The organism is Peribacillus sp. V2I11 (assembly GCF_030817135.1).
Classification (GTDB): Bacteria; Bacillota; Bacilli; order Bacillales; family DSM-1321; genus Peribacillus; species Peribacillus simplex.
In genome coordinates, this window is record NZ_JAUSYW010000001.1 from 1534305 (window position 1) to 1558635 (window position 24331).

Genomic DNA, 24331 nt, shown 5'->3' on the forward strand with positions numbered 1-24331 from the left:
ACGTGTAATTAAAGCACTTTACTCAAAAAGGCTTTAGTTCTTTCCTGCTGGGGATTATTAAAAATCTCACTAGGAATATTTTCTTCAATAATATAACCTTCGTCCATGAAAATCACGCGATCTCCAACTTCTTTTGCGAACCCCATCTCATGGGTCACAACTACCATGGTCATGCCTTCCTTAGCCAGTTGCTTCATGACCTCAAGGACTTCACCGACCATTTCCGGATCTAGAGCGGAAGTCGGCTCGTCGAATAGCATGATTTTGGGTTCCATCGCTAACGCCCTGGCAATTGCGACGCGTTGCTTTTGTCCCCCCGATAATGAATCTGGATATGCATTCGCTTTCTCGCTAAGTCCCACTTTCTTAAGCAGTTCCATCCCTCTTTGGGAAGCCTGTTCTTTGGATATCTTGCGGACCTTTATAGGCGCAAGCATTATATTCTCAAGAACAGACTTATGTGGAAATAAGTTAAAATGCTGAAATACCATGCCAACTTCCGTCCGGACTTTATTGATATTGACCTTCTTGTCTGTCGTATCAAGCCCTTCAATGAAAATATGGCCTCCCGTTATCGTTTCAAGTTGATTGATACACCTGAGGAAAGTGGATTTACCCGACCCAGAAGGACCAATCACCACGACTACTTCCCGAGGGGAAACGATTGCATTGATATTTTTCAATACATCATTTTCGCCAAATGACTTCTTTAGATTCTCCACCTTGATCATTCTGTTTTCAACCTTCTTTCGAGTCTATTTAATACGAAACTTAAAATGAGGGTCAGGAATAGATAGATGAAGGCACACGCCAAGTATGGCTCCCACACTTTAAAGTACTGACTCCCCATCGCTTTCCCCCAATACATCAATTCCGGGGCAGCAATGACACAAAGCAGGGATGAATCCTTCAATAATACGATGAATTCATTTCCTAACGGAGGAATCATTCGTTTGAAAGCTTGAGGCAATACAACATGTACCATTGTTTGGATAGGGGTCATTCCCAATGAACGCGCTCCTTCCATTTGCCCTTTATCGATTGATTGAATGCCCGCCCGGAAAATTTCGGCAATATATGCGGCTGCATTTAAAGATAAAGCAATGACACCGGCAGTTACTGCATTCGTTTCCCCAGTAAAAAAGGGCACAATTCCAAAATGGATTAAAAAGATTTGAACTAAAAGCGGTGTTCCGCGAAAAACCGTGACATAACAGTAAAATGGAAAGGCAAGCACTTTGTTTCTCATGATTTTCCCTAAACCGATAAATAACCCCAAAAAGGTTCCGATGAGGATGGAGGAAGCCGACAGCCCTATAGTAAGCAATGTTCCTTTTAATAAGAAAGGAGCATATTCAAAAATAATATCCCAGCGAAAACTCATTTTGTTTCCCTCCTAAGACCAAAAAAACTGCGTAACTTCACACGTAAAGTTACGCAACCTTTTACTATCCAATTGTTTTTATTGTTGTGCTTTCAACGTTTCAATATCTGGATCAGTGCCAAACCACTCTTTATAAATTTCTGCATATTTCCCATTTTCATAAATGGCATTCACGGCTTTATCGAACTCCGATTTCAATTCACTGCCTTTTGGGAACATAAGACCATAAAACTCCTCATTGAAACTTTTGCTATCTTCAACGACTTTCAGTTTTTGATCGGGGTTATTTTTCACATATTCTTCAACAACCGTATTATCAGCTACGACAGCCGAAGCTCCGCCTTTTAGTAATTCCTGAATGGCCAGGTTATTATTTTCGAATTTTTTGATATCCTTGTGATTCCTTCCAAGGAGTTTCTCTACCGCTTCCTGTCCAGTAGTACCAGTCTGAACGGCAATGACGTTTCCTTTCAATTCATCTCCTGATTCTATATCACTATTCTCAGGAACGAGAATCTTGTTTGTGGATAAGAAATACGGAACCGAGAAGTCATAGGATTGTTTTCTTTCGTCATTCACTGTAATCGCAGATATGGCGACATCCGCTCTCTTACCTTCGATTTCAACAAAAATCGGATCCCAACCGACACTTTCCAATTTAACTTCATAACCCGCTTCTTTTGCAACGGCATTGATGAAATCAACATCGAATCCTACAATCTTATCTCCTTCAAGATATTCAAATGGAGCATAGTTGGCGTCCGTCACGATCCTGAGTGTTTTCCCATTGGACTCTTCTTCTTTACCAGTTGTCGAGACTTCCTTATCCTTCCCGCATCCTGTCACGACTAGTAACAAAGAAGCAACCATGGCAAACACTAAAAAAGAAACCTTTTTCAAAATAATCCCCTCTTCTCTCTCGTAAACTCTCTTTTTTCAAAAAAACAGATAAATCTAACTTTAGAGAACATTCAGTATATTCTTTTAAGAATATTATATGTTTATTTGTTTTTTTATGCAATAAAAAGTCGATAAATAACTTTAGTAAAATAAAATTTTAATCAATTAACTTGGTAAATCAAAAACGCAACTATGCTCTAAAGGGGAAAGATGCAGTCTTTTACCCTTTTCCCGAATTAATGGATATTATATTGAAAACAGATAGCGCCTCAAAAGGTTTAATAGAACAAAAATAAGCAGCGGCCATATTAGCGTGGCCGCTGCTCAAATGATTATTATGGGACTTCCTTATTCCCCTCTTCAATATCCAACATATCCAACAGGAAGATGAAGATCGGTATTCCGATGATCAATCCCCATATCCCAAGGAAATGCTCGGAAAACAATAGGATGATGAAGGTGAAAAATGTTGGAAGATTTGTTTTTGCCGACATGAATTTCGGATTTAAAATATAGCTTTCAAGTGCATGGATCACAACAATCATGATTAATACAGCAATCACTTTGGGCATGCCGCCGATGCTATAGGCAATCATGCTAAGTGGAATGAGGGAGATGATGACCCCTGCAACCGGAATCAAACCCAGGAAGAATATCATGATCCCTAGACCAAGTAACTGCGGGAAGCCAAGAATCCATAAGAAAGTTACAGATAGGACAGCATTCGTAATGGCTATCAAGAACTGGACCTCAATCACCTTTCCGAATGAATTGATGAATTTGACGCCAAAGTGGCTTAAGTTTATAAAGAAAGATTTGAATTTGGCCCGCTTGAATTTAGAAGTGAAACGAATGATTTTATCTTTTTCCAATAAGAAAAATAGACTAAGTAACATGGAAATGAAAATTTGAAATGCCAGTTTACCGAAATCGGATATATAAAGATAGAGTGTATTCATCTGTTTTTGAAGATCGAGCGGCGATTCCAGCTCGTTCATTATATTAATGGCATATTGAATGACCCTACTATCTGGTGGATGTTGAAAGAAGTAAACGATTTGTGTCACTAATTCCGTGAATTGTAGCGTAATGACCGGTAGATATTTATAAAGAACGATGGCTAAACAAGAAATGACGACTGCATATAAAAAGCTTATAACAACCTTAGAGTTGATATGCACCACTTTATTCAGCCGAAACATGATAAATTGCTCCAGCCTTCCCATCAGGAAAGTGAAAACAAATGTGAATAACACGATATTAACCATACTACCGATGCTTATTAAAAAGAGGACTAACACAATTAATGTAATTAACCTTGAAAAACCTTCGCTTTGCAAATACTCTTTTACCACTTACCTATCTCCTAACTACCATTCTGCCGTGATAATTCCTTCTACCTTTCATTTTACACGGAATTGAGGAATTCTACTACAAATACCTTCCATTGACAACAAAATTATTTGAATGATCAGTAAGGCCCACGATGCAGACGTAGTTAACGACCTTTTTGGAAAATTCGACTCTTAATTCCACAGCCATTAAAGCATGAAAAAACATCTGCCAAATGGGCAGATGCTAATCTTCATCCTTCACATCGATATCTTCCGGGATGGGTTCGTTATAATAATCCGCTAATTGCTTCTTATATTTCTCCATCTGTTCAAGATGCATATTAAACTGCTCTTTAAAAATCAAATGCTGCTCACCATCATGAACGGTGCGAATTTTATTTTGAACGATCAAACTTTCTATATAAGATTCCGGCATCGATAAATATTCCGCAGTCTCTTTTACTGTCAAGTACATGCCTTCACCCCTTTTCCTCTCTAACTATACTAGATATGAGGCATTATTTGAAGTGCTTGATCTTCGATTGAAAATCCCTTCAATGCCAAGGAAAGGACGAAACCGGATTCAGGGTTTTTGGCATGTAACCTAGCCAGCTTAATCGGTTTCCGTAAATGGAACATTTTGCATGAAATTCCAAACAATAACTTACAATCTCTTCCAAGAACATGTAAGATAATGTTAAAGTACTATATCCATAGATTAAAAGGAGTGGACAAAAATGACCTTCTTTTATGTCATTCTTGCAGCAATTTTTGCTGTTTTCCTGGTCAAATTCGTTAAAAGGCTAAGTGAACCGGCTAAATTAGTACGCTATCAAAATGAATTCCGTAAATACCATACGGAAACTTTAGATCTGCATGCAACGGAAATCGTTTCAGAAGCATTGATTGAAAGGCTTAATAAAGCACTGGATTTCAGTTATATGGAAAAGGTCAATGCTGAATTCCGACTGACGCATCCACGGGACTCACAGATAAAGGTCAATCAGGCTTGGCGTGAATTGAAACGCTATTTGATTATGGCTGCAGTGTTTGGAAAAGTTGAAATGTTTAATTCAGTCATCGATGAGTTATGGCATATCATGCTGAAATATAGACAGGAATATGATGAGTTTTGCCAGGCTTTCATTGGTAGGAACATTCAGCACCATCCTCATTCAGAACCTGTTTTCAAACCCGAAGAGCGCACTCTTTTTGACTTTTACTATGTTCAGCTATTTACGGTGGACTCCCATTCCATTCAAAAATGGGGCAAATTTTTCAAACATGATAAAGGGCAAACGCTTCTCCGCGATTTTGAAACGTTGGAGCTGGAGCAGTTAAAAGAGAAATATATGCGGAAACCGACAAGTATACAAGCGGAACTGACCTTTGAATCTTTCACTTCCCAATTTAAAGAAAATCGCCCCATGACAGAATTGAATTGGCGGAAAACGTACAACCAGACGGATTATGCAGCTCCTGCCTATTTCACTTATGCAAGCAACGATGATTTTGACAGCGAATTTAAAGATATTTTCGGGAATGAATCGAACACAGTTTCCTCTGGATCCAGCCATGCCGGTCATGGTGATCATAACAGTTCCCATGACGGCAGTTCTGATTCCTCTTCCAGCTGTTCTTCATGCAGTTCTTGTTCGTCTTGAGCATCAAAAAAAACGCTTGGAAAACCCAAGCGTTTCAGTTTGTAGACAAAAGGGGTTCGGAATTAAAAAATTCTGAACCCCTTTTGAAATTCCCTTTGAATTTTCGCCTAAAGTTAAGAGATTGGGGCTCTACGAGCCCACTATGTTAGGCCATTTTTGGACCTCGCCATGTCCAATTGGCCATCTTCTTTAAATTAATGGCAGCGAAAGTAAGCATCGCCTGCATCGACAATTTTTTAAGTCCCCTTAAAGTAGTCCAACGCATACCATGCTTTTCTTTTGCATCTGCGAATACACGCTCAATCGTTTCTTTACGTTTTGCATATATAGGTTTTACATCTTGATGATGACGCAGATGATCTGCTTCTTCCACATGTGTTTGCCAGATATGCCGTGTCACCACTTTTTGACAGTCTTTGCTTTCTGTACACCGAGATAAAAATGAGCATGTTGTACAAATTTGTTTTGGCGATTTGTACTCGCGATAGCCCTCTTTATTTGTTGTTGAGTACTTTAAAGTTTCGCCCGAAGGGCAAAGGTAACAATCAAAATGTTCATCGTATACATAGTCCTGTTTGCGGAAAAATCCTTCTTTGGTGCGAGGACGTGTATAAGGTAAAGCCGGTATGATTTCTTTGTTAAATAGGTAGCTTGTAATCGCTGGTGTTTTATAAGCTGCATCTGCGGCAACGGCTTCCGGTTTTCCAACTTTCTCAATCACTTGTTCAACTAGTGGCTCTAAGATCTGACTGTCATGTGTATTTCCAGGTGTTACAATCGTTCCCAATACAAAACCGTTGCGGTCTGCGGCCGCGTGGAATGAATAGGCAAACTGTTTTGTTCGTTCATCTTTCACATAGTAGCCACTCTCAGAATCCGTTGTACTTTCTTTAATCTCTTTGGTCTCTTCTTTATCAAATTTATCTGGTGGAAAAGGCTTTTTTCCATGGTTTTCACGATCTTGATTGATTTCTTCTTGAAGACGTCCTTGATACGCTCGTGTTTCTTTACGAACGATTTTCTTTTCAAATTTCCGTTTATTCGCACTGGCTTTCACATGTGTGGAATCCACGAAAACGTGTTCAGCACTTATTAACTTTTTATTAGCAGCTGTCATTAAAATGCGATAGAAAATCTGTTCAAATAGGTCTGTATCTTTAAAGCGTCGCTCATAATTTTTCCCGAACGTAGAGAAATGAGGTACTTTATCATGGAAACCATAGCCTAAGAACCAACGGTAAGCCATATTGGTTTCAACTTCTTCAATCGTTTTACGCATGGAACGAATACCGAAGGTATATTGAATGAAAGTCAGTTTAACTAAAATAACTGGATCAATACTTGGGCGTCCTACCTCTGAATACATATCTTTCACCAAGTCATAAATGAAAGTGAAGTCAATGGCAGCCTCCATTTTACGAACCAAATGGTTCGGTGGCACCAGTTGATCTAAAGTAATCATTTCAAGTTGATCTCGCTGAATAGAATCATGTTTAGAAAGCATCCTCATCACCTCAAGTTTTAATACTTCTATTTTAAAACAAAAATGACTCCAGGCAAAAGTGTTCTATCTAAAAGGTAAGACAAAGTTGATTGGAACGGAAGGTACGAGACTCCTGCGGGAAAAGCGCGTCTAGGGGAGACCCCGCAGGCGAAAGCCGAGGAGGCTCCCCGACCGCCCGCGGAAAGCGAGTGCCTGGAGTGGAAATCAACGTCCAAATTGTACAAGCCATAAAAATAGACAAACTCGATTTTCATCGAGTTTGTCTACAGTCTGAAACGCTTGGAAAACCCAAGCGTTTTTACTTTGCCCTATTATCCGTTACGCCTTTTTCATGTCCCCGCATCTTCTTCATTAACCATACGGTGGATTAACGATTAATTAATTCCACCGATTGAACCAATTCTTGATCCTTTGTTTATTTTTCTCAAGAACCTCCTTCGATGTCCGGTTGTCTTTTTGTTTTTTCCATTCAAAGAAAGATGCAATTCCGATTAGCAGCCCTCCGCCGATGATTAAATACAGCCACCATGGCATCTCGCCCCACATCGAATTGGTATTCATATAGACATTGAATAAAATGGTCCCAGTTCCAGCGATGAAATAGGATTTGTATTTCATCATGAATCCAAAGAGCATTGCTGCCAATGACACCGTGCCGATAATGAGGGCATCATATAAGGTGTTACCTGCCATTGCATCAAAGATCAAGGCTAAAAACAAAAGGAAAACAATACCACTCTCGATATATTGTGTGATTTTGCCTTTATCAAAGATTTTCCTCAGCAGAGTGGTGCTGACAATGAACAGCGGCAGAATATTCACCTCTTTCTCAAGTACAGGAGGTATCGTGAGCTGATCGACAATGACCCAATACGGATATAGACTGAACAATATCGCTGCAGCCAACTGGGATTTTCTTTCCAACATGCCTGTAGTCGCGCTTCTCATCAAAATGAAATAGGCCGGAATCAGAAGTGCCATGAAGATCTCCAAAATGAAAGGTGCTGGTCCCCCCGTCAAAACATCCATGTTCATGGCAAGAAGAAACAGCAGACCATAGACTCTGTAAAAATCCAATTGAAGTACTGCCCCGCCTTTATCAAGCAAGCCTTTAAAGAATTTCCTGCTTAGCAGTACCATTATGGCCATACACCCAAAAAGGACTGTCGTTCCAACGAAAGGCTGTAATGTGTCCGCGTACATGATGATGGCCCAATACGGATACAAACTGAGAACTCCCGTCAGCCAAACGTAGATGCCCTTTTCTTTTACATCCTTGGTGAAACTTCCAATCAAGATGAAGTAAACCGTGATCAAGAGTGATACAAAAACTTCGAGTAACTGGGTCAATGTTTCAGTTACTGGAATTCCCCTATTCATGGCCAGTAAAAACAGCAGGCCATATATCCTGTATGCATCGATGGTAATACCTGTTTCTTCCTTTTTAATTAAACCATCGAAATAACGCCGGCTTAAAAGCAGCATCCCTGACATACAGCCGAAAAGGAAAATCAATCCCATTACAACCGATAAGCTGTTGGCATAGCCGACGATGATTAGGAAGGGATACAGACTGACTAGTGCAGCAATATTGGAATAGATTTTCCTTTCTAACTTTTCCGCTGTCAAGCTCCTCAGGAAAATGAAATAAGCGGTTAACAGTAGCGATACAAAGACTTGGAGTAACTGATGTTTAGCATCATTAAAAACCACCACATTCATATCGATCAAAAAGAATAAGCCATAAATCCTGAAAGGATCAAAGTTGATGATGCCTGGTCCATTTTTCTTGAGTAACCCGTTGTAATACAGTCTGCTTAACAACAACATTCCTCCCATACAGCCAAAAAGAACCGCCAAACTCGTGACGATTGGGAGAGTATGGGCATAGTCTATGATATTGATGAACGGGAAAAGGCCGATGATGGCCGCTATTCCCGAGTAAATGCTTTTTTCTTTCACATGGATCGTGAATCTTCCCATAAGGATGAAGTAGCTAGGCAACAGCAGTGTAACGAATATCCCCAAAATCGCAGAACCTGTATCGCTCATAAACACTTCCAGATTCAGAGTACACAGATATAACAAGCCAAAAATCCGATAATAATCAATGACTCTCTTCGTTCCCTCCTGTTTGAGCAATCCTTTGAAATGCCGTCTGCTAGCCATCACCATCACAGCCATACATACAAGCAATACGATAATCGCCATAACCAAAGGTAATATATTTACATACATATTATAGAAGATGAACGCCAGGCTTAGAGGAACCACAACATAGTTCCGCCAATTCCTTTTCATGAGCAGATACCAGGCAAACAAGAACTGTACAGTCATCACTCCTACCCATACCAATTCCCTGTTAAGCGGAAAATCCCGGATTACAGTTTCCAATATGGATATGCTTATTCCTAAATGAATGAATGGAATAAGATAATACTCCATGATGCCTTTCCAATTCTTATTGGAAACCGACCACAGAATGGTTATGAGTCCTGCTGTTATCATCATGCATATTGATGAAATGAATGACATTTGCCCCACGTTTACAAAAAATAAATGGACCTGCAGGAAAAGGGCTGAAAACCCTACGTACGTAAAGATGTATTTTTCCCATTTCACATGTGCCCTTAAAGCACTCAAAATATAAATCAACAGTTGTGCAACATATAGGAACGGTGAACTTTCCGTATAAACAATGAGCAAATATCCAACGGGAATCGCCAGTAAATTGGCAAGGTGACTAATATATTGGAAGTACAATTTCCCACTTTCCGAATATTTCCCAAGCCATTCTCCTATAAGGAAAAAGATAATAGGACCTAGCAGAACAAACGCAATCTTCAACACCATTGAACCAAAATCAAAAACATCGTAGAGTGAAGCATATAGGCCGGCACTTGTAATCACGACAGGCACCCAGAATATGTGCTTTCGATGTATATGTACGGACCAGCCGTGTATTGCAGTAGCTATGGCAATTACTCCGCTTGCCTCCAAAGGATCCAGTGAATTGAATGGAATCGATATCAAGGAAAGGCAGGAAAGAATCTGTGCGCTATATGCAAATACAGGAAAGAATTTATGATATCCTTTTTTAAATGTGTAAGCTGCACCCATGGAAATCAGTGAAACCCCCATTAAATAGACGCTGAACATTATATTTGGTCGGACCCACTCTAAACTCTCCAACAAATATGGATAGAAAGCAACCAAAGCCAGTACGAAAGTGATTGGAAATCCGTATATGGCGTTTTCCTTCATATGCTTTGATTCGTCTTTTATATATGTGATGAAGAAAAGCCCAGAGATCATGGCGAGCTCTGCACTTACTGCAAGCCAATCCATTTCGCTGAAATTACTGGTCAGTATCACTAACATGATCATTGGGGAGATAAGTAAGATACTCTTCTTAAACAGGCTGTACCTTGGGTGACGGTTATATAAATATACTCCAAGATATTGAATGACCTGTACAACAAAAAACAGATTTAAAATGGTAGAAAAAGAGACTGGCAATGCAAAGAAAAGATATAGGAACGCTAAGTCGAAAACAACAACAGCCGGATACGTGAAGCTTGAATTTCTCGAATGAAGGGAAACATAGACAAGCTGAGTGGATACTATCATGAGCGCGATGAAAATTTGCGCATAGTTCTCCTGGTACACCATCGCGTTACTATATAAGAAAACGATCCCGCTCTCAATCAAACTGGTGAACATGAAGTTTTTGGAAAGCTTAGTCATTTTGGATTTAGCCAGATATTTCGATAGCACTGTAAAAATGATTGGTACAAATGCAAAAGCAATGATCATGTACTCACTTAAAAATGAGTTAAAAATAAAATGGATATATCCATACGTGAATACGGCGCTAAAAGCCATTTCATAATATTTTTTTTGGAATTTGACCGAAAAAATTAAAAACAAAACAGAAAAGACCATCAACGTTAGCGAATACACCAAGTTACTTGAAAATAACGTCAGTATCACAAAGGCTTCCACGATGATCTTAAACTGGATGAATTGAAAAATGTATGGTTTGAATAACGCTAATGCTTTTTGATTTTTCAATTGCTCAATATTCCATAATGGTATTAAATTAAGAATGCCAATCGCCAAAAACATCCACTCGATAGTCGGCGTCACAAAAGCCAATCCGAAATAGCAGGTAGCGCCAAACGTGAATATCGAAATGAAAATGAATATTTTCGACTTAAAGTAGTCAGCAACCTTACAATAAATGGATAAACAAAGTCCCCCCCCTAGAAAACCCAGAAGCCCTCGCCCCCCTCCATTAAGTGAAAGGTACTCTCCAAAAATCCGATAATATGAAGCTGATAAAATCGTAATCGGAATGAATAAACCCGCTAGCGTCAGGAATGCAAAAGCGGTCTGTTTAATTTTCAGCTTCGAAGCGATGAAAGCCATCCCAGTAAAAATGACGGATACCATTCCAATGAAGAAAACTTTCAGGACCGCATTCAGATCCCCCCATGAAGAGGTTGCTAAAATCAACCCGCCAAACAGAAGCAATATGACCCCTGTGAGCAGGATGACAGAGATATTCCGTTCCCTGATTTGCTCAGGTGTTTTCTTCGGCTTTGCCGGTTTTACCGGTTTCTCCCGCTTGATGGCCTTCTGTTCAATAACCGGTTTCCTATCAGTGATCTCCTTGACAGGTTCAAGACTATCCTCCAAAACGGATTCAATAGGATAATACCCGGCCTTCTCATTCTTCATTATCGATTCTCTCAATTTACCAGATTCCCGTAATTTCAATGAAGATTCTTCAATCAGGCTATCATCAACCCCCATCCCGGCACTTTCACCGATAATCGTTTCATGTGCATGGATGGACTTCTTTTTTTCATGCTCTAAGCGCTTTTGTTTATGGAGGGCTAATTTGAAATGCTGATCGTATGCCCTGCTAATCCGGATATATTCTGATTTAGGGATGAGCCGCCTTTCCCATAAAACATCCAGCTCTTCTTGGAAAATACGCTTCCTTCGTTCTAATGTCATTTCTTCATTTGAAGAATCATTCATCCCAAGATTCCCCTTCCTTCAAATAGACCTTCTATCATCTTATGTATATTCCCTTTTCGATAATAACAAAGTTTTTCCATTTTTTAAATATTTAGGATGATACGTATATGAAACAACGAAGCCAGAGGTGTTCCACCTGACTCAAAAAAAAGAATGACTTCCAATGAAGCCATTCAACGTCTTTCCATTGATTTTACTTTATCCTCGCTCCTGATAATCCATAAATAAACAATCATTGAAATGAAAATCGAGGCGGCTGCGGTGATATAGATGCTCCTATAGCCGAAGAGGAAACCTATCTGCCCGAACACGATGGCACCTATGCCCACTCCAAGATCGAAAAATGAAAAGTATGTTGCATTCGCCATCGCCTTCCGATTGGGTGCCGTCTTTTCAATCGACCATGCCTGCAGCGCCGGCTGGACAGAACCGAATCCAAATCCATAAAGCACTGCCGCAATGTAAAGGACCGCTTCACTCGGCATCCACGCAAGCAGCAGCATCCCAGCCATGATAAGTACTGTTGAAGGCACGAATATGGCTCGATGTCCCCTTCGGTCATATAATCGACCCGCGAATAATCTCGTGACCATGAGGGCCATTGCATATACTAAAAAGTACCACTGAATTCCATCTACACCTTTTTCCGATGTATACAGGGGAAGGAATGTTGCAATTCCACCGAAAGTAACGGAGATGAAGAAAATGAGCAAAGATGGCTGAAGGGCACTTTTTTCATATATATCAAACCTTTTGGCTCTGACAGCCGCCGAAGGATCACTTTCCACTTTTTGATACCGAATAAGTGATGCTGCAATGATGGCAAACAATCCTAATAATGTGCAGATCAAAAACAACTCTTGAAAAGGAAGGACCGTAACTAGAAAAAGACCCAATGATGGCCCGAATGCCAGTGCTAAGTTACCCGATAATCCGTAATACCCCATCCCCTCTCCACGCCGTTTCGCAGGGATTATATCGGAAGCAATCGTTCCTGAAGCCGTTGAAGAAAATCCCCAGCCGACGCCCTGCACAATCCTCATCATGAATAACAAGCCAATGCTTCCCATAAAACCGAAGGAACCCACCGACAATGCAAAAATGGCCAACCCGGCAAGAAAAACGATGCGCCTTCCCTTCGTCTCCAATAACCTGCCGGCAATTGGCCGAACAAGCAAGGCCGAAAAAGTGAAGATTCCAAGGACAGCCCCCACCAGGCGGTCGTCACCGCCAAGCTGTTCTACAAACAGCGGCAGGGTCGGCATCGTCATTTGAAACCCCATGAAGATACACATATTTGCCAAACAGATCATGATGAAATCACGTGTCCAGATTTTATCATTCCCTCTTACCCGTTCATCCACTAAGGTTTCCCTCATATCCCTTCACCTTCTAATTAAAATAGTCATTGCCAGTTTACTAAAATTTGTTAAAATAAGCGAATGATTTATTTCGTGTACCTAAATATATATATAAATAAAAGCCCAGTATGACATGGGGCTCCCCCTTTAACATTCATAATACCAATACTTCTATTCATCTTTCATACAGCGGAACGACTCCAAATCCTTTTAGTTGAAACGAATCCCGCCAATCTAATGAAATTACTTAAATTCAAAATTCCATTAAACAACCCAGGAATCAACCATTCTGCTAGTAAGGAATGGTAGTATCGCCCTATCTTATTGTATCCCATATCTTTCATCTACCCGCCCGAACGAGTTTCTGTTCTTTTCTTCGCCGTTTATCTTGAAACATTTTTTGATCCGCTTCCATGAATAAGCTATCCATATTCCCTTTGGAATGCGAACGGTAAGCATGCCCTAATGACATACTGATGTGAGGGCCTTTTTTTATGAAGTTTTGCAGAAGGATTTCTTCCTTTAATAATTCACAAAGAGATTCTACTTCTCGCTTGCTTCTATATTTCCTTAGAAGGGGGACCGCATCTAGCAAATTACGCACGCTGTGATAAAATGAAAAACGGAAGAATCACCAGCATCTTCTCTATTATTGGAAACTCGTCTATTCCTCTCCAACCGATCAGTACTTTGTTCCAACATATATTGGCTTCTGTTCATGAAGATAAAATGGCCGCATAACTGAAAAAGCCGATCCCAATTGGATCGGCTTTTCATGCTTCACAACTATTTCGTTATCTCGATTTTCCCATTATTCGTTTCCAATTTAATTAAGTTTTCACCTTTGCCAATGACAGTATTGCCCTCATACTTACCAAGGATATCTACTCTCCCATTGTCAACATGAACATCGAAGGTTGTATTTGTCGGTTCACTCTCCGTTTTGATCATGATTTTACCATTATTACTTTCGAGGTCGATCTCCCTTTCCAAATCTTTCGTGACCAATGTGATTTTACCGTTATTCGATGACCCAACCAGTTTTCCCTCCACATTATTAAGATCTACTTTTCCGTTAGCAGATTTCAATTCAACTTTTTCAGTTACTATATCATTCAGTTCAACTCGGCCATTTTGTGATTTCACAATTAGATTTTTACTTGTCAATCCTGATATCTGCAATTTACCATTATCGGATTCGACGACAAAGGATGTATAAGATTCATCAGGTACATACACCTTTAAATGTAAGGATTGAATATGAAAACCAAAGCTAAAGGTACGTCGGTCTTTTAATTTTACCGAAAGCTTCTTTCCTTCCACATCTGCAGTGAAATCCAGCTTGGAAACTTCCACCCCTTTTGAAACCAACTCCATCCTGGTCTCCTTATCCTTCGTTGGAATGATTTCTACAGCTGCATTGTCAGTGTCGATTTGAATGTCCGTCACGATCTCCGAAATCGTTTTTTCCTCTGTAGTCGCTTTCTGATCCGTCACTTTGGAAAACGTAAACAGACTTCCTATTACTCCGATCAATAACAATACAAGTGCAATGATCGATAATTTCTTAACATTAATCATTTTTCAAACCGCCTTTCACAAGGGAAGCGTTAAATTTTAAATAGCGAATGAATCCTTTAGTTAAAGCACTCGTAGCGACAAACATTCCCATGGCAATGAAAATGCCAATCCCGCATAGTCCCAATGCGAAGAACAGATCGAATAAATGAAAGTTACCTATCGTAAGGTTAAACAGAGCGCCAAACGGAGCTAGAATGAACGCTATCGCCGAAGCCCATCCTGCAATGACAACTCCGATCAATGCTATAAAAGGTCCCAAAACGATCACTAAATTAAAGTATCCCAAACCAATGACTGCCCAAACTGCCCGCATTACATTACCGGCAGAAGTCGTTTGTTCGACCTGGCCAAGATGATAGGATGCCATCAGCTCCTTGGAAATTTGTTAGGATTCCCAAGGGATGTGGAGATTTCCTGCTCTGACTTCCCTTTTTCCATTCCAATTGCGAAATACTCTTCGTAATCTTGGAGGATATCTTCCCGTTCCTCTAAGGAAAGTCTGGTTAAAGAGGCATTCAATTGTTTTAAAAACTGTTCTTTATTCATTGGTTCACACCTTCCTTGATTAATTGGTTGACTCCATTGGAAAATTCATTCCATTCCGTCAGCAGCTCTTGAAGGTATCTCCGGCCTTTGTCGGATAACTTATAATACTTGCGCGGAGGTCCTTCTGTTGATTCCTGCAAATAAGTCGTAAAATACTCTTCCTTCGTCAATCGTCGTAAAAGTGGATATACAGACCCTTCCGATATTTCAATTTGATCCGAAATCTTCTGTACAAGTTCATAGCCATAACGATCCTGCTTATCCAATAAGACCAGTACACACAGTTCCAGGACACCTTTCTTAAATTGTACATTCATAGCACCATCACTCCTTCCAAGAGTCTATTAGTATAGTTCAATAAACAGTACTGAACACCGAACAATACATCTTATGTAAATAATTTACCACACGGTACTGTTCATTGCAAGGTACTGGAATTTTTTTTGGTCTTACACGCATTCCAATTAGGGGAGAAGAAAATTAACATTATATTCAAAGCTGCAAGAGAATACGATGTATAATAGTAAAATGTGGAAGGAGGAGTTACTTTGGTCAACAAAGAAATAACGAAAAAGCAATTTGAGTTTCTTGAACATGAATTTAATTACCTTGAAAAAGAAGGAGTCATCTCCCAGCAAGAGAAAGTGAGGATGTTAGGTTCCTATGATGTAAAAGGTAATTTGAGCTTCATCACTATTCTATTATCCATTGGGGCACTTCTTTTAGGGTTGGGCGTATTGACCTTCGTAGCCAGTAACTGGATCTATTTAAGTAAAGCGGTTAAATTCCTGCTTATCATTGCTTGCCTCATCGGAGTGAACTTTGCTGGCGTGAAGGTGCAGGTACGCTTTCCCAAAACGTCACGGAGTCTGCATTATGCAGGTATTCTGATTTTTGGTGCAGGGATTTTTCTAATCGAACAGATGTTTAATATCACCATCAATTTCAACAGTTCCTTTTTATTATGGGCAATCGGAACGGTATTCATTGGATACTATTTGAAGGATGTCTTCATCCTCCTTTTTACATCTTTCCTGCTTTTCATTTATATTAACGGAAGTATATTCGTTGATGAAACATCTTATCCGCTTGCCATTCTTGTATTTTTACCGGCTTTATACATTCTGTTAAAGAAATTCGATTACCCAAAATATCTGACCTTTTTCATTAACGCTTTAGCCATCAATACAATTGCCTTATTTCTAATGGAATTCGTGCCGAAGGCCGGTTTTGAAAATTCGAATACGATTGTGCTTTCCATTCTGTTTATGCTGGGAATCGTGCTTGCCTATATTCCGGTAAGAGCCAAATTACAAAACATTACCCACATACAAGGGCATATCTTACATGGTATTACCGCACTCTTCCTTACCTTTGATTTTTCAATCTGGTTCCCTTTAGCTTATTTCGTTTTTCTGCTTTATCTCATTCTAAAAGGCAGTTTGACCAGCATCGTGATAATATGTGCACTGATTTTCAGATATTACATCTACTCCTTTGACTTCCTGCCAAAATCGCTTACATTCATCATCGGCGGAATCATGCTTATCGGTTTTGGCTTCTTCTTTGAAAATCAACGAAAAAAAGGGGGGGAACTCAATGAGTAACCCATCATTCCGGCCACTCATCGTATTTTCCATTCCAGTCTTGATTTTGTTAGTCTTGGCGATTCCTCCGGTCTGGACAACAATGACAGGAGATGTAATCAAGATCAAAACAGCCCCGGTCGACCCGACAGACTTGTTTAGGGGCAGCTATGTGGCTTTGAAATACGAAATTGAATCCGTTAAGCCATCACAAGTCGATGACTCGATTAAAACCGGGTTCAATACAGGAAATATGGGTGATTATAAAAAGGTATATGTACGTTTAAAACAAAACACCGATGGACTATACGATGTCGATTACGTAACGAAAGAAAAACCCGGCAAAGGCGTTTACCTAAAAGGGGAATTGGAAATCCCATATGACCTGAAAAATGCTGAAACCATTCAGATCAGATACGGACTGGACAATTATTTCGCATCCGAAGAAAAGGCAAAGGAAATGGAGAAGGACGCATTGGCCAATCCTTCAGTGGCCGTAGTAAAGGTTCGTAATGGCAATGTTGTTTTAACGGATATCATCATTGAATGATGGACCCCGGATATGACTAGCAAAAAGAGCATCGGTTTTTCGGAGGCTGCTGAAAAACTCACTTTTTTCTAACTAGTACGGTAAACCAAACTTAAAAAAGACGATTCTCATTCGATACTTGAATGGAAATCGTCTTTTTTTGCTTCTGTGTGTCACTTTTTTAGGCTATTAATTTCATTATTCTTTTCAAGTTAACGGTGAAAATAGCCATTGCTCCTTGTAATTCCATGCCAAGTAGACCCGAGGATTTTGCAACATCATACCCGTGTCTGTGTTTCAATTCACTGTTTTTCGCTTCTATTTTATAACGTTCTTTTGATTTTTCTTTAAAATACTCACTTTCCTGGAATGTAGCCTGTTCTGTATGTTCATTGGATTTGATACTGACAGAATAGGTCTTGCTTTTCGCTCCTTCTTTATAACAGCCCTCTTTAAAGGGACAAATCTTACACTTTTCTATATCGAAGTAATAGGTATCCGTTTGATTCGTCGCTACATCTTTTTTGCCCTGGCGAGCTTTCCTGATAGCCAAATGCCCATCCTTACAAACGTACATTCCTGCATCCTTGTTAAATTGAAATTCCTCTTCCTTCTTCCGGAATCCCTGTGTAACAGAAGGATTCAATTTTGCGACTAGTTTAATGTTATTTTCTTCACTGTATTCAATATTTCCCTTCTCTGAGTAAGCTGTATCGGGCAATCACAGTCTCAATCACCATACCGGCAGCCGTGCTCTTTTCAATTAATGCCTTTAATTCTTTACCGTCCGTTTTTTCACCTGTAGTGATAGTCGCAGCTGTAATGATTCGTTCCTCACTCATCGCAATATGTGTTTTGTATCCAAAGAAAGAAGAGTCAGCACTCTTGTGGCCAATCTTGGCATCTTGGTCTTTGGAGATCCTTAACTGTTCGATATCATCGGCTACCGTTTCCTTTAATAATTTAACTGTTCTTTTACCTTTGGATATTGGGTGATACGCTCTTCTGTTTCCACTACCTCGATGAGCTTCTGGCAATAAGTAATTTCATCCTGCAATACATCAGTAGTGGTTTTGGATGGGAATTTATTTTTCATCTCTTCATCTATCGAATAGATTACTTTTCTTAATCTTTTAGATTTGGTCCATCTGATAGGTCATGAATGGTCTTGAGCAGCAAGTATTTAAACATACGTATTGGATCGACAGCATTCCTGCCGTTATGAAGACAGTAGTTGTCCCTCAATTCTTCCAACACAAAAGAAAAGTCAATAAGTTCATTGATCTTGCGTAACATGTTATCCTTTGGAACCACTACATCATAAATGGCCATATACGGACTAAAAACCATAGACGTTTGTTTTTGAATCATCGTACTCACCCACATAAATTTATTACCTTGATTATAAAACAAAAAAGGTAGAGTTCCTCAGGATAAACTGAGAAATCTACCTCTATTGGCCCGGAAGGGACTTTTTCAGTGCCCTCGTTTTTCCATGCTCTTTTTTTGCTGGACTTTTTTCATATGAACATCAGATTGTTACTTAATGACTCGTTTTGCACCTATATATTTTTCTTTCCAATACTTATCACTCATTTTGACCACCTTGACCCCTTTGGTGGTGGTTCCGACAAATGTACCATTTCCATAATAGATTCCCACAAAAGAGACCTGCCCTTTCTTACCTGTCGCATAGAAGACCAAATCGCCCGCTTTTAAATCTTTTTGCTTCACGGCCTTTCCGGTTTTATACTGTTCCGCACTCGTTCTTGGAATCTTCATTTCTGTGGCGGCATTTTTATATACATACTGGGTAAGACCGCTAGCATCAAATCCTTTTGGTGTCGTCCCCCCATATTTATATTTGCTTCCCACCTGCTTCTTTGCCAAAGCGGCAACTTCATCACCATAATTGATAGAGGCTGAAGCATTAGCCGGACTGAATATGAATGCTGTCATTAATGCTCCGATTAAAACTATGGCTGCAAGCCATTTTGAAACTGGTAAACTATAACTCATCTTTTTTCCTCCCCAAACTGAAAATGAACCACAATTTTAAATGTATGTTGCATTTCGGTTTTCAGACCAAAAATCATTTTTAATTCGGCCATCATCATCTCTGCCAAAAAACAAATAAACAGATAACTCCGTTTTGTAACTAGTACGGTGTTATCTGGCATATTCTACTCTTCAATAGATGAAAGAATAGTGCCCATTACTTAGGATCCTTGTATTGTCGAGCATTCTCACTGTCGCTTAGACCTTTAGTGGTATGATCGACCACACCGCCGACCCCAAAGAATGTAAGCGCTATGAAGTTAATGATGCCTAAAGCCCCGTTCAATGCATCATCAGTAATGGTAAAGCCTATAGGGGTAATGAAATTGTTTATGAACGCGGCAACCATCTGCGCCAATAATAAAAGCCCAGGAAGGAGTACCGTGAATATAAACGTAGGATTCTTAAGACGCACTTTCCAGTTGATCATTGCTTTTCCCCCTCTCTATCAAATTAAGTCCGCTTCGTTGAAGAGAGTTGCGGACTTGCTATATATTATGCGGCTTGTCCTTATTTCGTTCGGAGATTCCATTAATAATCTATCGCTCTAGTATTCATAACAATAATAAAGCCCATCCAAGGATGGACCTTCTCTTAAACTTCAAAGTAGTTTTTTAAAAACACTAGAGAGCGCCTCACTTTAACAAGTAAGTAACAGCTTCCTCAAGCTCTATATACTCCTCAGCGTGCCAGTTGATTCCTTCCTTTAGAAAATAAGCTACTGCCTCTATAGGTGAATTGGTAGTCACCGTCCCATAAAGCGGGAAAATGCAAAAAAAGAACGCTCGATCCATGATCGAGCGTTCAGACTGTAGACAAACTCGATGAAAATCGAGTTTGTCTACAGTTTTTTTTGGGGCTTGTACAAATTTGGACGTTGATTTCCACTTCAGGCACTCGCTTTTCGCGGGCGGTCCGGGAGCCTCCTCGGCGCACTTGCGCCTGTGGGGTCTCCCTTGGACTCGCTATTCCCGCAGAAGTCTCGCACCTTCCGTTCCAATCAACTATGTTTAAAAATTTAGATAGAACTCCTTTTGCCTACAGTCTTTTTTGTTTTAAAATAGAACTATTAAAACTTGAGGTGATGAGGATGCTTTCTAAACATAATTCTATTCAGCGAGATCAACTTGAAATGATTACTTTAGATCAACTGGTGCCGGCGAACCATTTGGTTCGTAAAATGGAGGCTTCCATTGACTTCACTTTCATTTACGACTTGGTGAAAGATATGTATTCAGAGGTAGGACGCCCAAGTATTGATCCAGTTATTTTAGTTAAACTGACATTCATTCAATATACCTTCGGTATTCGTTCCATTCGTAAAACGATTGAAGAAGCTGAAACAAATATGGCTTACCGTTGGTTCTTAGGCTATGGTTTCCATGATAAAGTACCTCATTTCTCAACGTTCGGGAAAAATTATGAGCGACGCTTTAAAGATACAGACCTGTTTGAACAGATTTTCTATCGCATCTTAATAACAGCTGCTGATAGAAAGTTAATAAGTGCTGAACACGTATTCGTCGATTCCACACATGTGAAAGCCAATGCGAATAAGCGCAAATTTGAAAAGAAAATCGTACGCAAAGAAACACGAGCATATCAAGGACGTCTTCAAGATGAAATAAATCAAGATCGTGAAAACCATGGAAAGAAACCTTTTCCACCAGATAAATTTGATAAGAAAGAAACCAGAGCAATTAAAGAAAGTACTACGGATCCTGAGAGTGGCTACTATGTGAAAGATGAACGAACAAAACAGTTTGCCTATTCGTTCCACGCGGCCGCAGACCGCAACGGTTTTGTATTGGAAACGATTGTAACACCTGGTAATACACATGACAGTCATATTTTGGAGCCACTTGTTGAGCAAGTGATTGAGAAAGTTGGAAAACCAGAAGCAGTTGCCGCAGATGCAGCTTATAAAACACCAGCAATTACAAGCTACCTATTTAACAAAGAAATTACACCTGCTTTACCCTATACACGTCCTCGTACAAAAGAAGGATTCTTTCGCAAACATGACTATGTTTATGATGAACACTTTGATTGTTACCTTTGCCCTTCGGGCGAAACTTTAAAGTACTCAACAACAAATAAAGAGGGCTATCGCGAGTACAAATCGCCAAAACAAATTTGTGCAACATGCTCTTTTTTATCACGGTGTACAGAAAGCAAAGACCATCAAAAAGTAGTGACACGGCATATCTGGCAAGCATATGTGGAAGAAGCAGATCATCTGCGTCACCATCAAGATGTAAAACCTATATATGCGAAACGCAAAGAAACGATTGAGCGTGTATTCGCAGATGCAAAAGAAAAGCATGGTATGCGTTGGACTACTTTAAGGGGACTTAAAAAATTGTCGATGCAAGCGATGCTTACTTTCGCTGCCATTAATTTAAAGAAGATGGCCACGTGGACATGGCAAGGTCATAAAATGGCTTAACATAGTGGCTCGAAGAGCCCAAATCTCTTAACCTTTGGTCAAAATTTAAAAGGGAATTTCAAAAGGGGTTCGGAATTTTTTAATTCCGAACCCCTTTTGTCTACAAACTGAACGCTCGATCCGTGATCGAGCGTTCTTTTATCCTGAATATATTTTAATACTGGATTTTTTACACTCCAATTTTTTCCTCTAAAAATAATCGGATCCGTTCAGCAGCTTCCGACAATCTCTCAGCCGGCTGGACCAAGGCCAACCGGACATACCCCTCACCCTGCTTCCCAAATGCATCGCCTGGGACGACCGTAACCCCTGCTTTTTCAATCAATGCATAGGAAAAATCCCTTGATTTCCAGCCAGCAGGAATTTTGGCCCAAATAAACATGGTAGCAGAGGTTTTCGGCACATGCCATCCCCCTTCCGCAAGACCTGATATCAAGGCATCACGTCGGGACTGGTATTCCTTAACCTGTTCGGATAGCAGCGAAAGATTGGAAGTAAGTGCCATCTCGGCAGCTTTTTGAATGGGATAAAAAACCCCATAATCGATGTGTGATTTCAACGTTCCCAGGATGTTCAGCGCCTCTCGATTGCCCACCGCATACCCAATGCGGCAGCCAGCCATATTAAAAGTTTTGGAAAGTGAGTTAAATTCAATCCCCACTTCCTTGGCACCAGGAATGGACATAAAACTAATTTGCGGATTATCATCAAAAATCAACTCGGAATAAGCAAAATCGTGAACCACCATGATCTCGTTCTTTTTCGCAAACGATATGACTTCCGAAAAGAAAGCTTCATCAGCAAGGGCAGTGACAGGATTTCCTGGATAACTGATGATCATCATTTTGGTCTTTTTCACTATTTCATCCGGAATTCCGTTGAGCTGCGGCAGGAATTCATTATCGGCAGTAAGCGGCATCGGATATATGATTCCGCCGGCAAGCTCTACACTTGCTTCATAAATTGGATATCCCGGATCTGGCACCAGCACATAATCTCCAGGGTTTATCATCGCCGTTGCCAAGTGTGCAAGGCCATCCTGCGATCCCATCAGTTGGAGGACCTCCCTTTCTGCATCCAGCTCCACTCCATAACGCTTCCGGTAAAAATAACGGACTGCCTCATGGAATTCAGGCGTACCTTTTAACGTATACCCGTAGGAATTGGGATCCTGCGCATACTTCACAAGCGTATCCATAACAAAATCAGGCGGTGGTAAATCCGGACTTCCAACACTCAAATCGATAACATCCATTCCTCGTTTCATTGCATCCTGCTTGCGGGTCGCCAACTCTGAAAATATCCCTGTTGTGAATCTTCCGACTTTTTCAGATGGAGTCATATTCATTCTACGATTCCCCTCCATTAATGATTTTCTATCTATCATTATAGCAATCAATCTCGAGTATTTTAAGAATTCATCAGTATCTGTTCCAGAGCCTCATCAAGATGATGGAATTTAAATGCATACCCCGCCTTTTCCAATCTCTCTGGTATGACCCACCGGCTCTTTAATATCAATTCCGTTTCGGTCCCCATAATAAAAGCCCCTATTTCAAGCATGGGTGTTGGGCAGGGAAGTCCTATCCTAATATTCATGAGCTTTCTCAAATGAGCCATCAATTCACGATTTGTAACTGGATGCGGCGATGAACAATTGAACACCCCGCTAAACTCCTGATTCTTTCTCAGAAAAAGGACAATGTTAAATAAATCTTCTATATGTATCCAACTGAATTTCTGATTTCCTGATCCTTGATGGCCTCCCAGTCCGAATTTAACCAAATTCCTATATGGGGTCATAACGCCCCCATCTCCCAATACAATGGCGATCCGTAAAGCAATTTGTCTCGTCTTGGGTAATCGGAAATCGAAAAATGAGCGCTCCCAGGCTTTCGCAACATCAACGGAAAAGCCTGAACCGATTATACCATCCTCCTCCGTCATTGGTTTATCTTCAGCATGCCTGTATATCGTTGCCGTACTCGAGTTTATCCATAATGAAGGAGGATTTTCACATTGTTCAATCGCCTTACCTAGCACTTCAGTCGTATCAGTTCGTGAATCCAATATTTCTTTCTTATTCTTGGCATCGTAGCGGCAATTGACCGTTTTTCCTGCTAGGTTGATTAACATATCCGAATTATCGATCGTTTCCCTTATTCCTTCTTTATCTTCCCAGCCAGTATGCGGGGTTTGCCTGGAGATGATCCTTACCTCATATCCCAAATTCCTGAAATGCTTTTCAAAGTATTGACCGACAAAACCAGTCCCGCCAGCTAAAACCACTTTCTTCAGCATATAACCAACCCGCTTTCTTTTAAATAGATTGCATGATAACTAGTTAGCCCTTTTTGTGAATCACTTCACAATTATACCATATTAT

18 protein-coding genes and 2 pseudogenes are annotated in these 24331 nt (G+C 40.1%); 4 read left to right on the top strand and 16 right to left on the bottom strand.

The genetic code is table 11. The features are described from left to right. Positions 1-8: 8 nt before the first annotated feature. From QFZ73_RS07475 to QFZ73_RS07495, 5 genes are all read right to left on the bottom strand, one after another. Complete coding sequence (locus QFZ73_RS07475; RefSeq protein ID WP_251437460.1) at positions 9-731, bottom strand: amino acid ABC transporter ATP-binding protein; 723 nt, start codon at positions 729-731, stop codon at positions 9-11. Then, positions 728-1384, bottom strand: coding sequence for an amino acid ABC transporter permease (locus tag QFZ73_RS07480; protein WP_251437462.1), 657 nt, complete (start codon positions 1382-1384; stop codon positions 728-730). The genes QFZ73_RS07475 and QFZ73_RS07480 overlap by 4 nt, the downstream gene beginning before the upstream one ends. A 78-nt stretch (positions 1385-1462) precedes the next feature. Then, on the bottom strand, positions 1463-2284 hold the full coding sequence (locus tag QFZ73_RS07485; RefSeq protein ID WP_251437464.1) for a basic amino acid ABC transporter substrate-binding protein: 822 nt from the start codon (positions 2282-2284) through the stop codon (positions 1463-1465). A gap of 335 nt (positions 2285-2619) precedes the next feature. Further along, positions 2620-3639: an AI-2E family transporter gene (locus tag QFZ73_RS07490; RefSeq protein WP_251437465.1), complete on the bottom strand. Its 1020-nt coding sequence runs from the start codon at positions 3637-3639 to the stop codon at positions 2620-2622. Between the two features lie 223 nt (positions 3640-3862). Then, entirely contained in the window at positions 3863-4093 is a 231-nt protein-coding gene (locus QFZ73_RS07495; protein WP_144478943.1) for an excisionase family DNA-binding protein, read from the bottom strand. Positions 4094-4355: 262 nt separating this feature from the next. Here QFZ73_RS07495 and QFZ73_RS07500 point away from each other — a divergent pair, with 262 nt between their 5' ends. Next, a complete protein-coding gene (locus QFZ73_RS07500) occupies positions 4356-5282 on the top strand; it encodes a glycine-rich domain-containing protein (RefSeq protein ID WP_307264799.1) in 927 nt (308 codons plus the stop codon). Between the two features lie 145 nt (positions 5283-5427). Here QFZ73_RS07500 and QFZ73_RS07505 read toward each other — a convergent pair whose 3' ends face one another. The 6 genes and pseudogenes from QFZ73_RS07505 to QFZ73_RS07530 form a co-directional block, all read right to left on the bottom strand. Then, positions 5428-6786, bottom strand: a complete 1359-nt coding sequence (locus QFZ73_RS07505; RefSeq protein ID WP_307262410.1) for an IS1182 family transposase — start codon at positions 6784-6786, stop codon at positions 5428-5430. A gap of 378 nt (positions 6787-7164) precedes the next feature. Continuing rightward, positions 7165-11835, bottom strand: coding sequence for a hypothetical protein (locus QFZ73_RS07510; RefSeq protein ID WP_307264802.1), 4671 nt, complete (start codon positions 11833-11835; stop codon positions 7165-7167). Positions 11836-12008: 173 nt separating this feature from the next. Further along, the gene (locus QFZ73_RS07515; protein WP_307264807.1) at positions 12009-13214 is read right to left on the bottom strand and encodes an MFS transporter; all 1206 of its coding nucleotides are present in this window, start codon (positions 13212-13214) and stop codon (positions 12009-12011) included. A 768-nt stretch (positions 13215-13982) separates the two neighbouring features. Beyond that, positions 13983-14777: a DUF4097 family beta strand repeat-containing protein gene (locus QFZ73_RS07520; protein WP_307264810.1), complete on the bottom strand. Its 795-nt coding sequence runs from the start codon at positions 14775-14777 to the stop codon at positions 13983-13985. Beyond that, positions 14770-15323: pseudogene (locus QFZ73_RS07525) on the bottom strand (HAAS signaling domain-containing protein). Before QFZ73_RS07525 ends, QFZ73_RS07520 begins: the two are co-directional and overlap by 8 nt. Further along, positions 15320-15640 (bottom strand): PadR family transcriptional regulator, encoded by a 321-nt coding sequence (locus tag QFZ73_RS07530; protein ID WP_307264814.1) that lies wholly within the window; start codon positions 15638-15640, stop codon positions 15320-15322. Before QFZ73_RS07530 ends, QFZ73_RS07525 begins: the two are co-directional and overlap by 4 nt. A gap of 231 nt (positions 15641-15871) precedes the next feature. Here QFZ73_RS07530 and QFZ73_RS07535 point away from each other — a divergent pair, with 231 nt between their 5' ends. Both QFZ73_RS07535 and QFZ73_RS07540 read left to right on the top strand, forming a co-directional pair. Then, positions 15872-16930, top strand: a complete 1059-nt coding sequence (locus QFZ73_RS07535; RefSeq protein WP_307264817.1) for a DUF2157 domain-containing protein — start codon at positions 15872-15874, stop codon at positions 16928-16930. Beyond that, a complete protein-coding gene (locus tag QFZ73_RS07540) occupies positions 16923-17459 on the top strand; it encodes a GDYXXLXY domain-containing protein (protein ID WP_251437473.1) in 537 nt (178 codons plus the stop codon). The genes QFZ73_RS07535 and QFZ73_RS07540 overlap by 8 nt, the downstream gene beginning before the upstream one ends. 160 nt (positions 17460-17619) lie before the next feature. Here the strand turns inward: QFZ73_RS07540 and QFZ73_RS07545 are convergent. The 3 genes and pseudogenes from QFZ73_RS07545 to QFZ73_RS07555 form a co-directional block, all read right to left on the bottom strand. Next, positions 17620-18809: pseudogene (locus tag QFZ73_RS07545) on the bottom strand (transposase). A 168-nt stretch (positions 18810-18977) separates the two neighbouring features. Continuing rightward, on the bottom strand, positions 18978-19457 hold the full coding sequence (locus QFZ73_RS07550) for a C40 family peptidase (protein WP_251435662.1): 480 nt from the start codon (positions 19455-19457) through the stop codon (positions 18978-18980). A 196-nt stretch (positions 19458-19653) separates the two neighbouring features. After that, positions 19654-19926, bottom strand: a complete 273-nt coding sequence (locus QFZ73_RS07555; RefSeq protein WP_063234789.1) for a phage holin — start codon at positions 19924-19926, stop codon at positions 19654-19656. A gap of 660 nt (positions 19927-20586) precedes the next feature. On the opposite strand from QFZ73_RS07555, the gene QFZ73_RS07560 reads away from it, so the two are divergent. Beyond that, positions 20587-21945, top strand: a complete 1359-nt coding sequence (locus QFZ73_RS07560; protein WP_307264824.1) for an IS1182 family transposase — start codon at positions 20587-20589, stop codon at positions 21943-21945. Between the two features lie 169 nt (positions 21946-22114). On the opposite strand, the gene QFZ73_RS07565 is transcribed toward QFZ73_RS07560, so the two are convergent. Together QFZ73_RS07565 and QFZ73_RS07570 are read right to left on the bottom strand one after the other, a co-directional pair. Next, a complete protein-coding gene (locus QFZ73_RS07565) occupies positions 22115-23293 on the bottom strand; it encodes an LL-diaminopimelate aminotransferase (RefSeq protein WP_251435655.1) in 1179 nt (392 codons plus the stop codon). Between the two features lie 62 nt (positions 23294-23355). Continuing rightward, on the bottom strand, positions 23356-24246 hold the full coding sequence (locus tag QFZ73_RS07570) for a TIGR01777 family oxidoreductase (protein ID WP_307264828.1): 891 nt from the start codon (positions 24244-24246) through the stop codon (positions 23356-23358). Between the last annotated feature and the right edge of the window lie 85 nt (positions 24247-24331).

Coding starts and splice junctions, on each gene's coding strand:
- QFZ73_RS07475 (WP_251437460.1), bottom strand. CDS start 731: ATGATCAAGGTGGAGAATCTAAAGAAGTCATTTGGCGAAAATGATGTA.
- QFZ73_RS07480 (WP_251437462.1), bottom strand. CDS start 1,384: ATGAGTTTTCGCTGGGATATTATTTTTGAATATGCTCCTTTCTTATTA.
- QFZ73_RS07495 (WP_144478943.1), bottom strand. CDS start 4,093: ATGTACTTGACAGTAAAAGAGACTGCGGAATATTTATCGATGCCGGAA.
- QFZ73_RS07500 (WP_307264799.1), top strand. CDS start 4,356: ATGACCTTCTTTTATGTCATTCTTGCAGCAATTTTTGCTGTTTTCCTG.
- QFZ73_RS07505 (WP_307262410.1), bottom strand. CDS start 6,786: ATGCTTTCTAAACATGATTCTATTCAGCGAGATCAACTTGAAATGATT.
- QFZ73_RS07510 (WP_307264802.1), bottom strand. CDS start 11,835: ATGAATGATTCTTCAAATGAAGAAATGACATTAGAACGAAGGAAGCGT.
- QFZ73_RS07515 (WP_307264807.1), bottom strand. CDS start 13,214: ATGAGGGAAACCTTAGTGGATGAACGGGTAAGAGGGAATGATAAAATC.
- QFZ73_RS07520 (WP_307264810.1), bottom strand. CDS start 14,777: ATGATTAATGTTAAGAAATTATCGATCATTGCACTTGTATTGTTATTG.
- QFZ73_RS07530 (WP_307264814.1), bottom strand. CDS start 15,640: ATGAATGTACAATTTAAGAAAGGTGTCCTGGAACTGTGTGTACTGGTC.
- QFZ73_RS07540 (WP_251437473.1), top strand. CDS start 16,923: ATGAGTAACCCATCATTCCGGCCACTCATCGTATTTTCCATTCCAGTC.
- QFZ73_RS07550 (WP_251435662.1), bottom strand. CDS start 19,457: ATGAGTTATAGTTTACCAGTTTCAAAATGGCTTGCAGCCATAGTTTTA.
- QFZ73_RS07555 (WP_063234789.1), bottom strand. CDS start 19,926: ATGATCAACTGGAAAGTGCGTCTTAAGAATCCTACGTTTATATTCACG.
- QFZ73_RS07560 (WP_307264824.1), top strand. CDS start 20,587: ATGCTTTCTAAACATAATTCTATTCAGCGAGATCAACTTGAAATGATT.
- QFZ73_RS07565 (WP_251435655.1), bottom strand. CDS start 23,293: ATGAATATGACTCCATCTGAAAAAGTCGGAAGATTCACAACAGGGATA.
- QFZ73_RS07570 (WP_307264828.1), bottom strand. CDS start 24,246: ATGCTGAAGAAAGTGGTTTTAGCTGGCGGGACTGGTTTTGTCGGTCAA.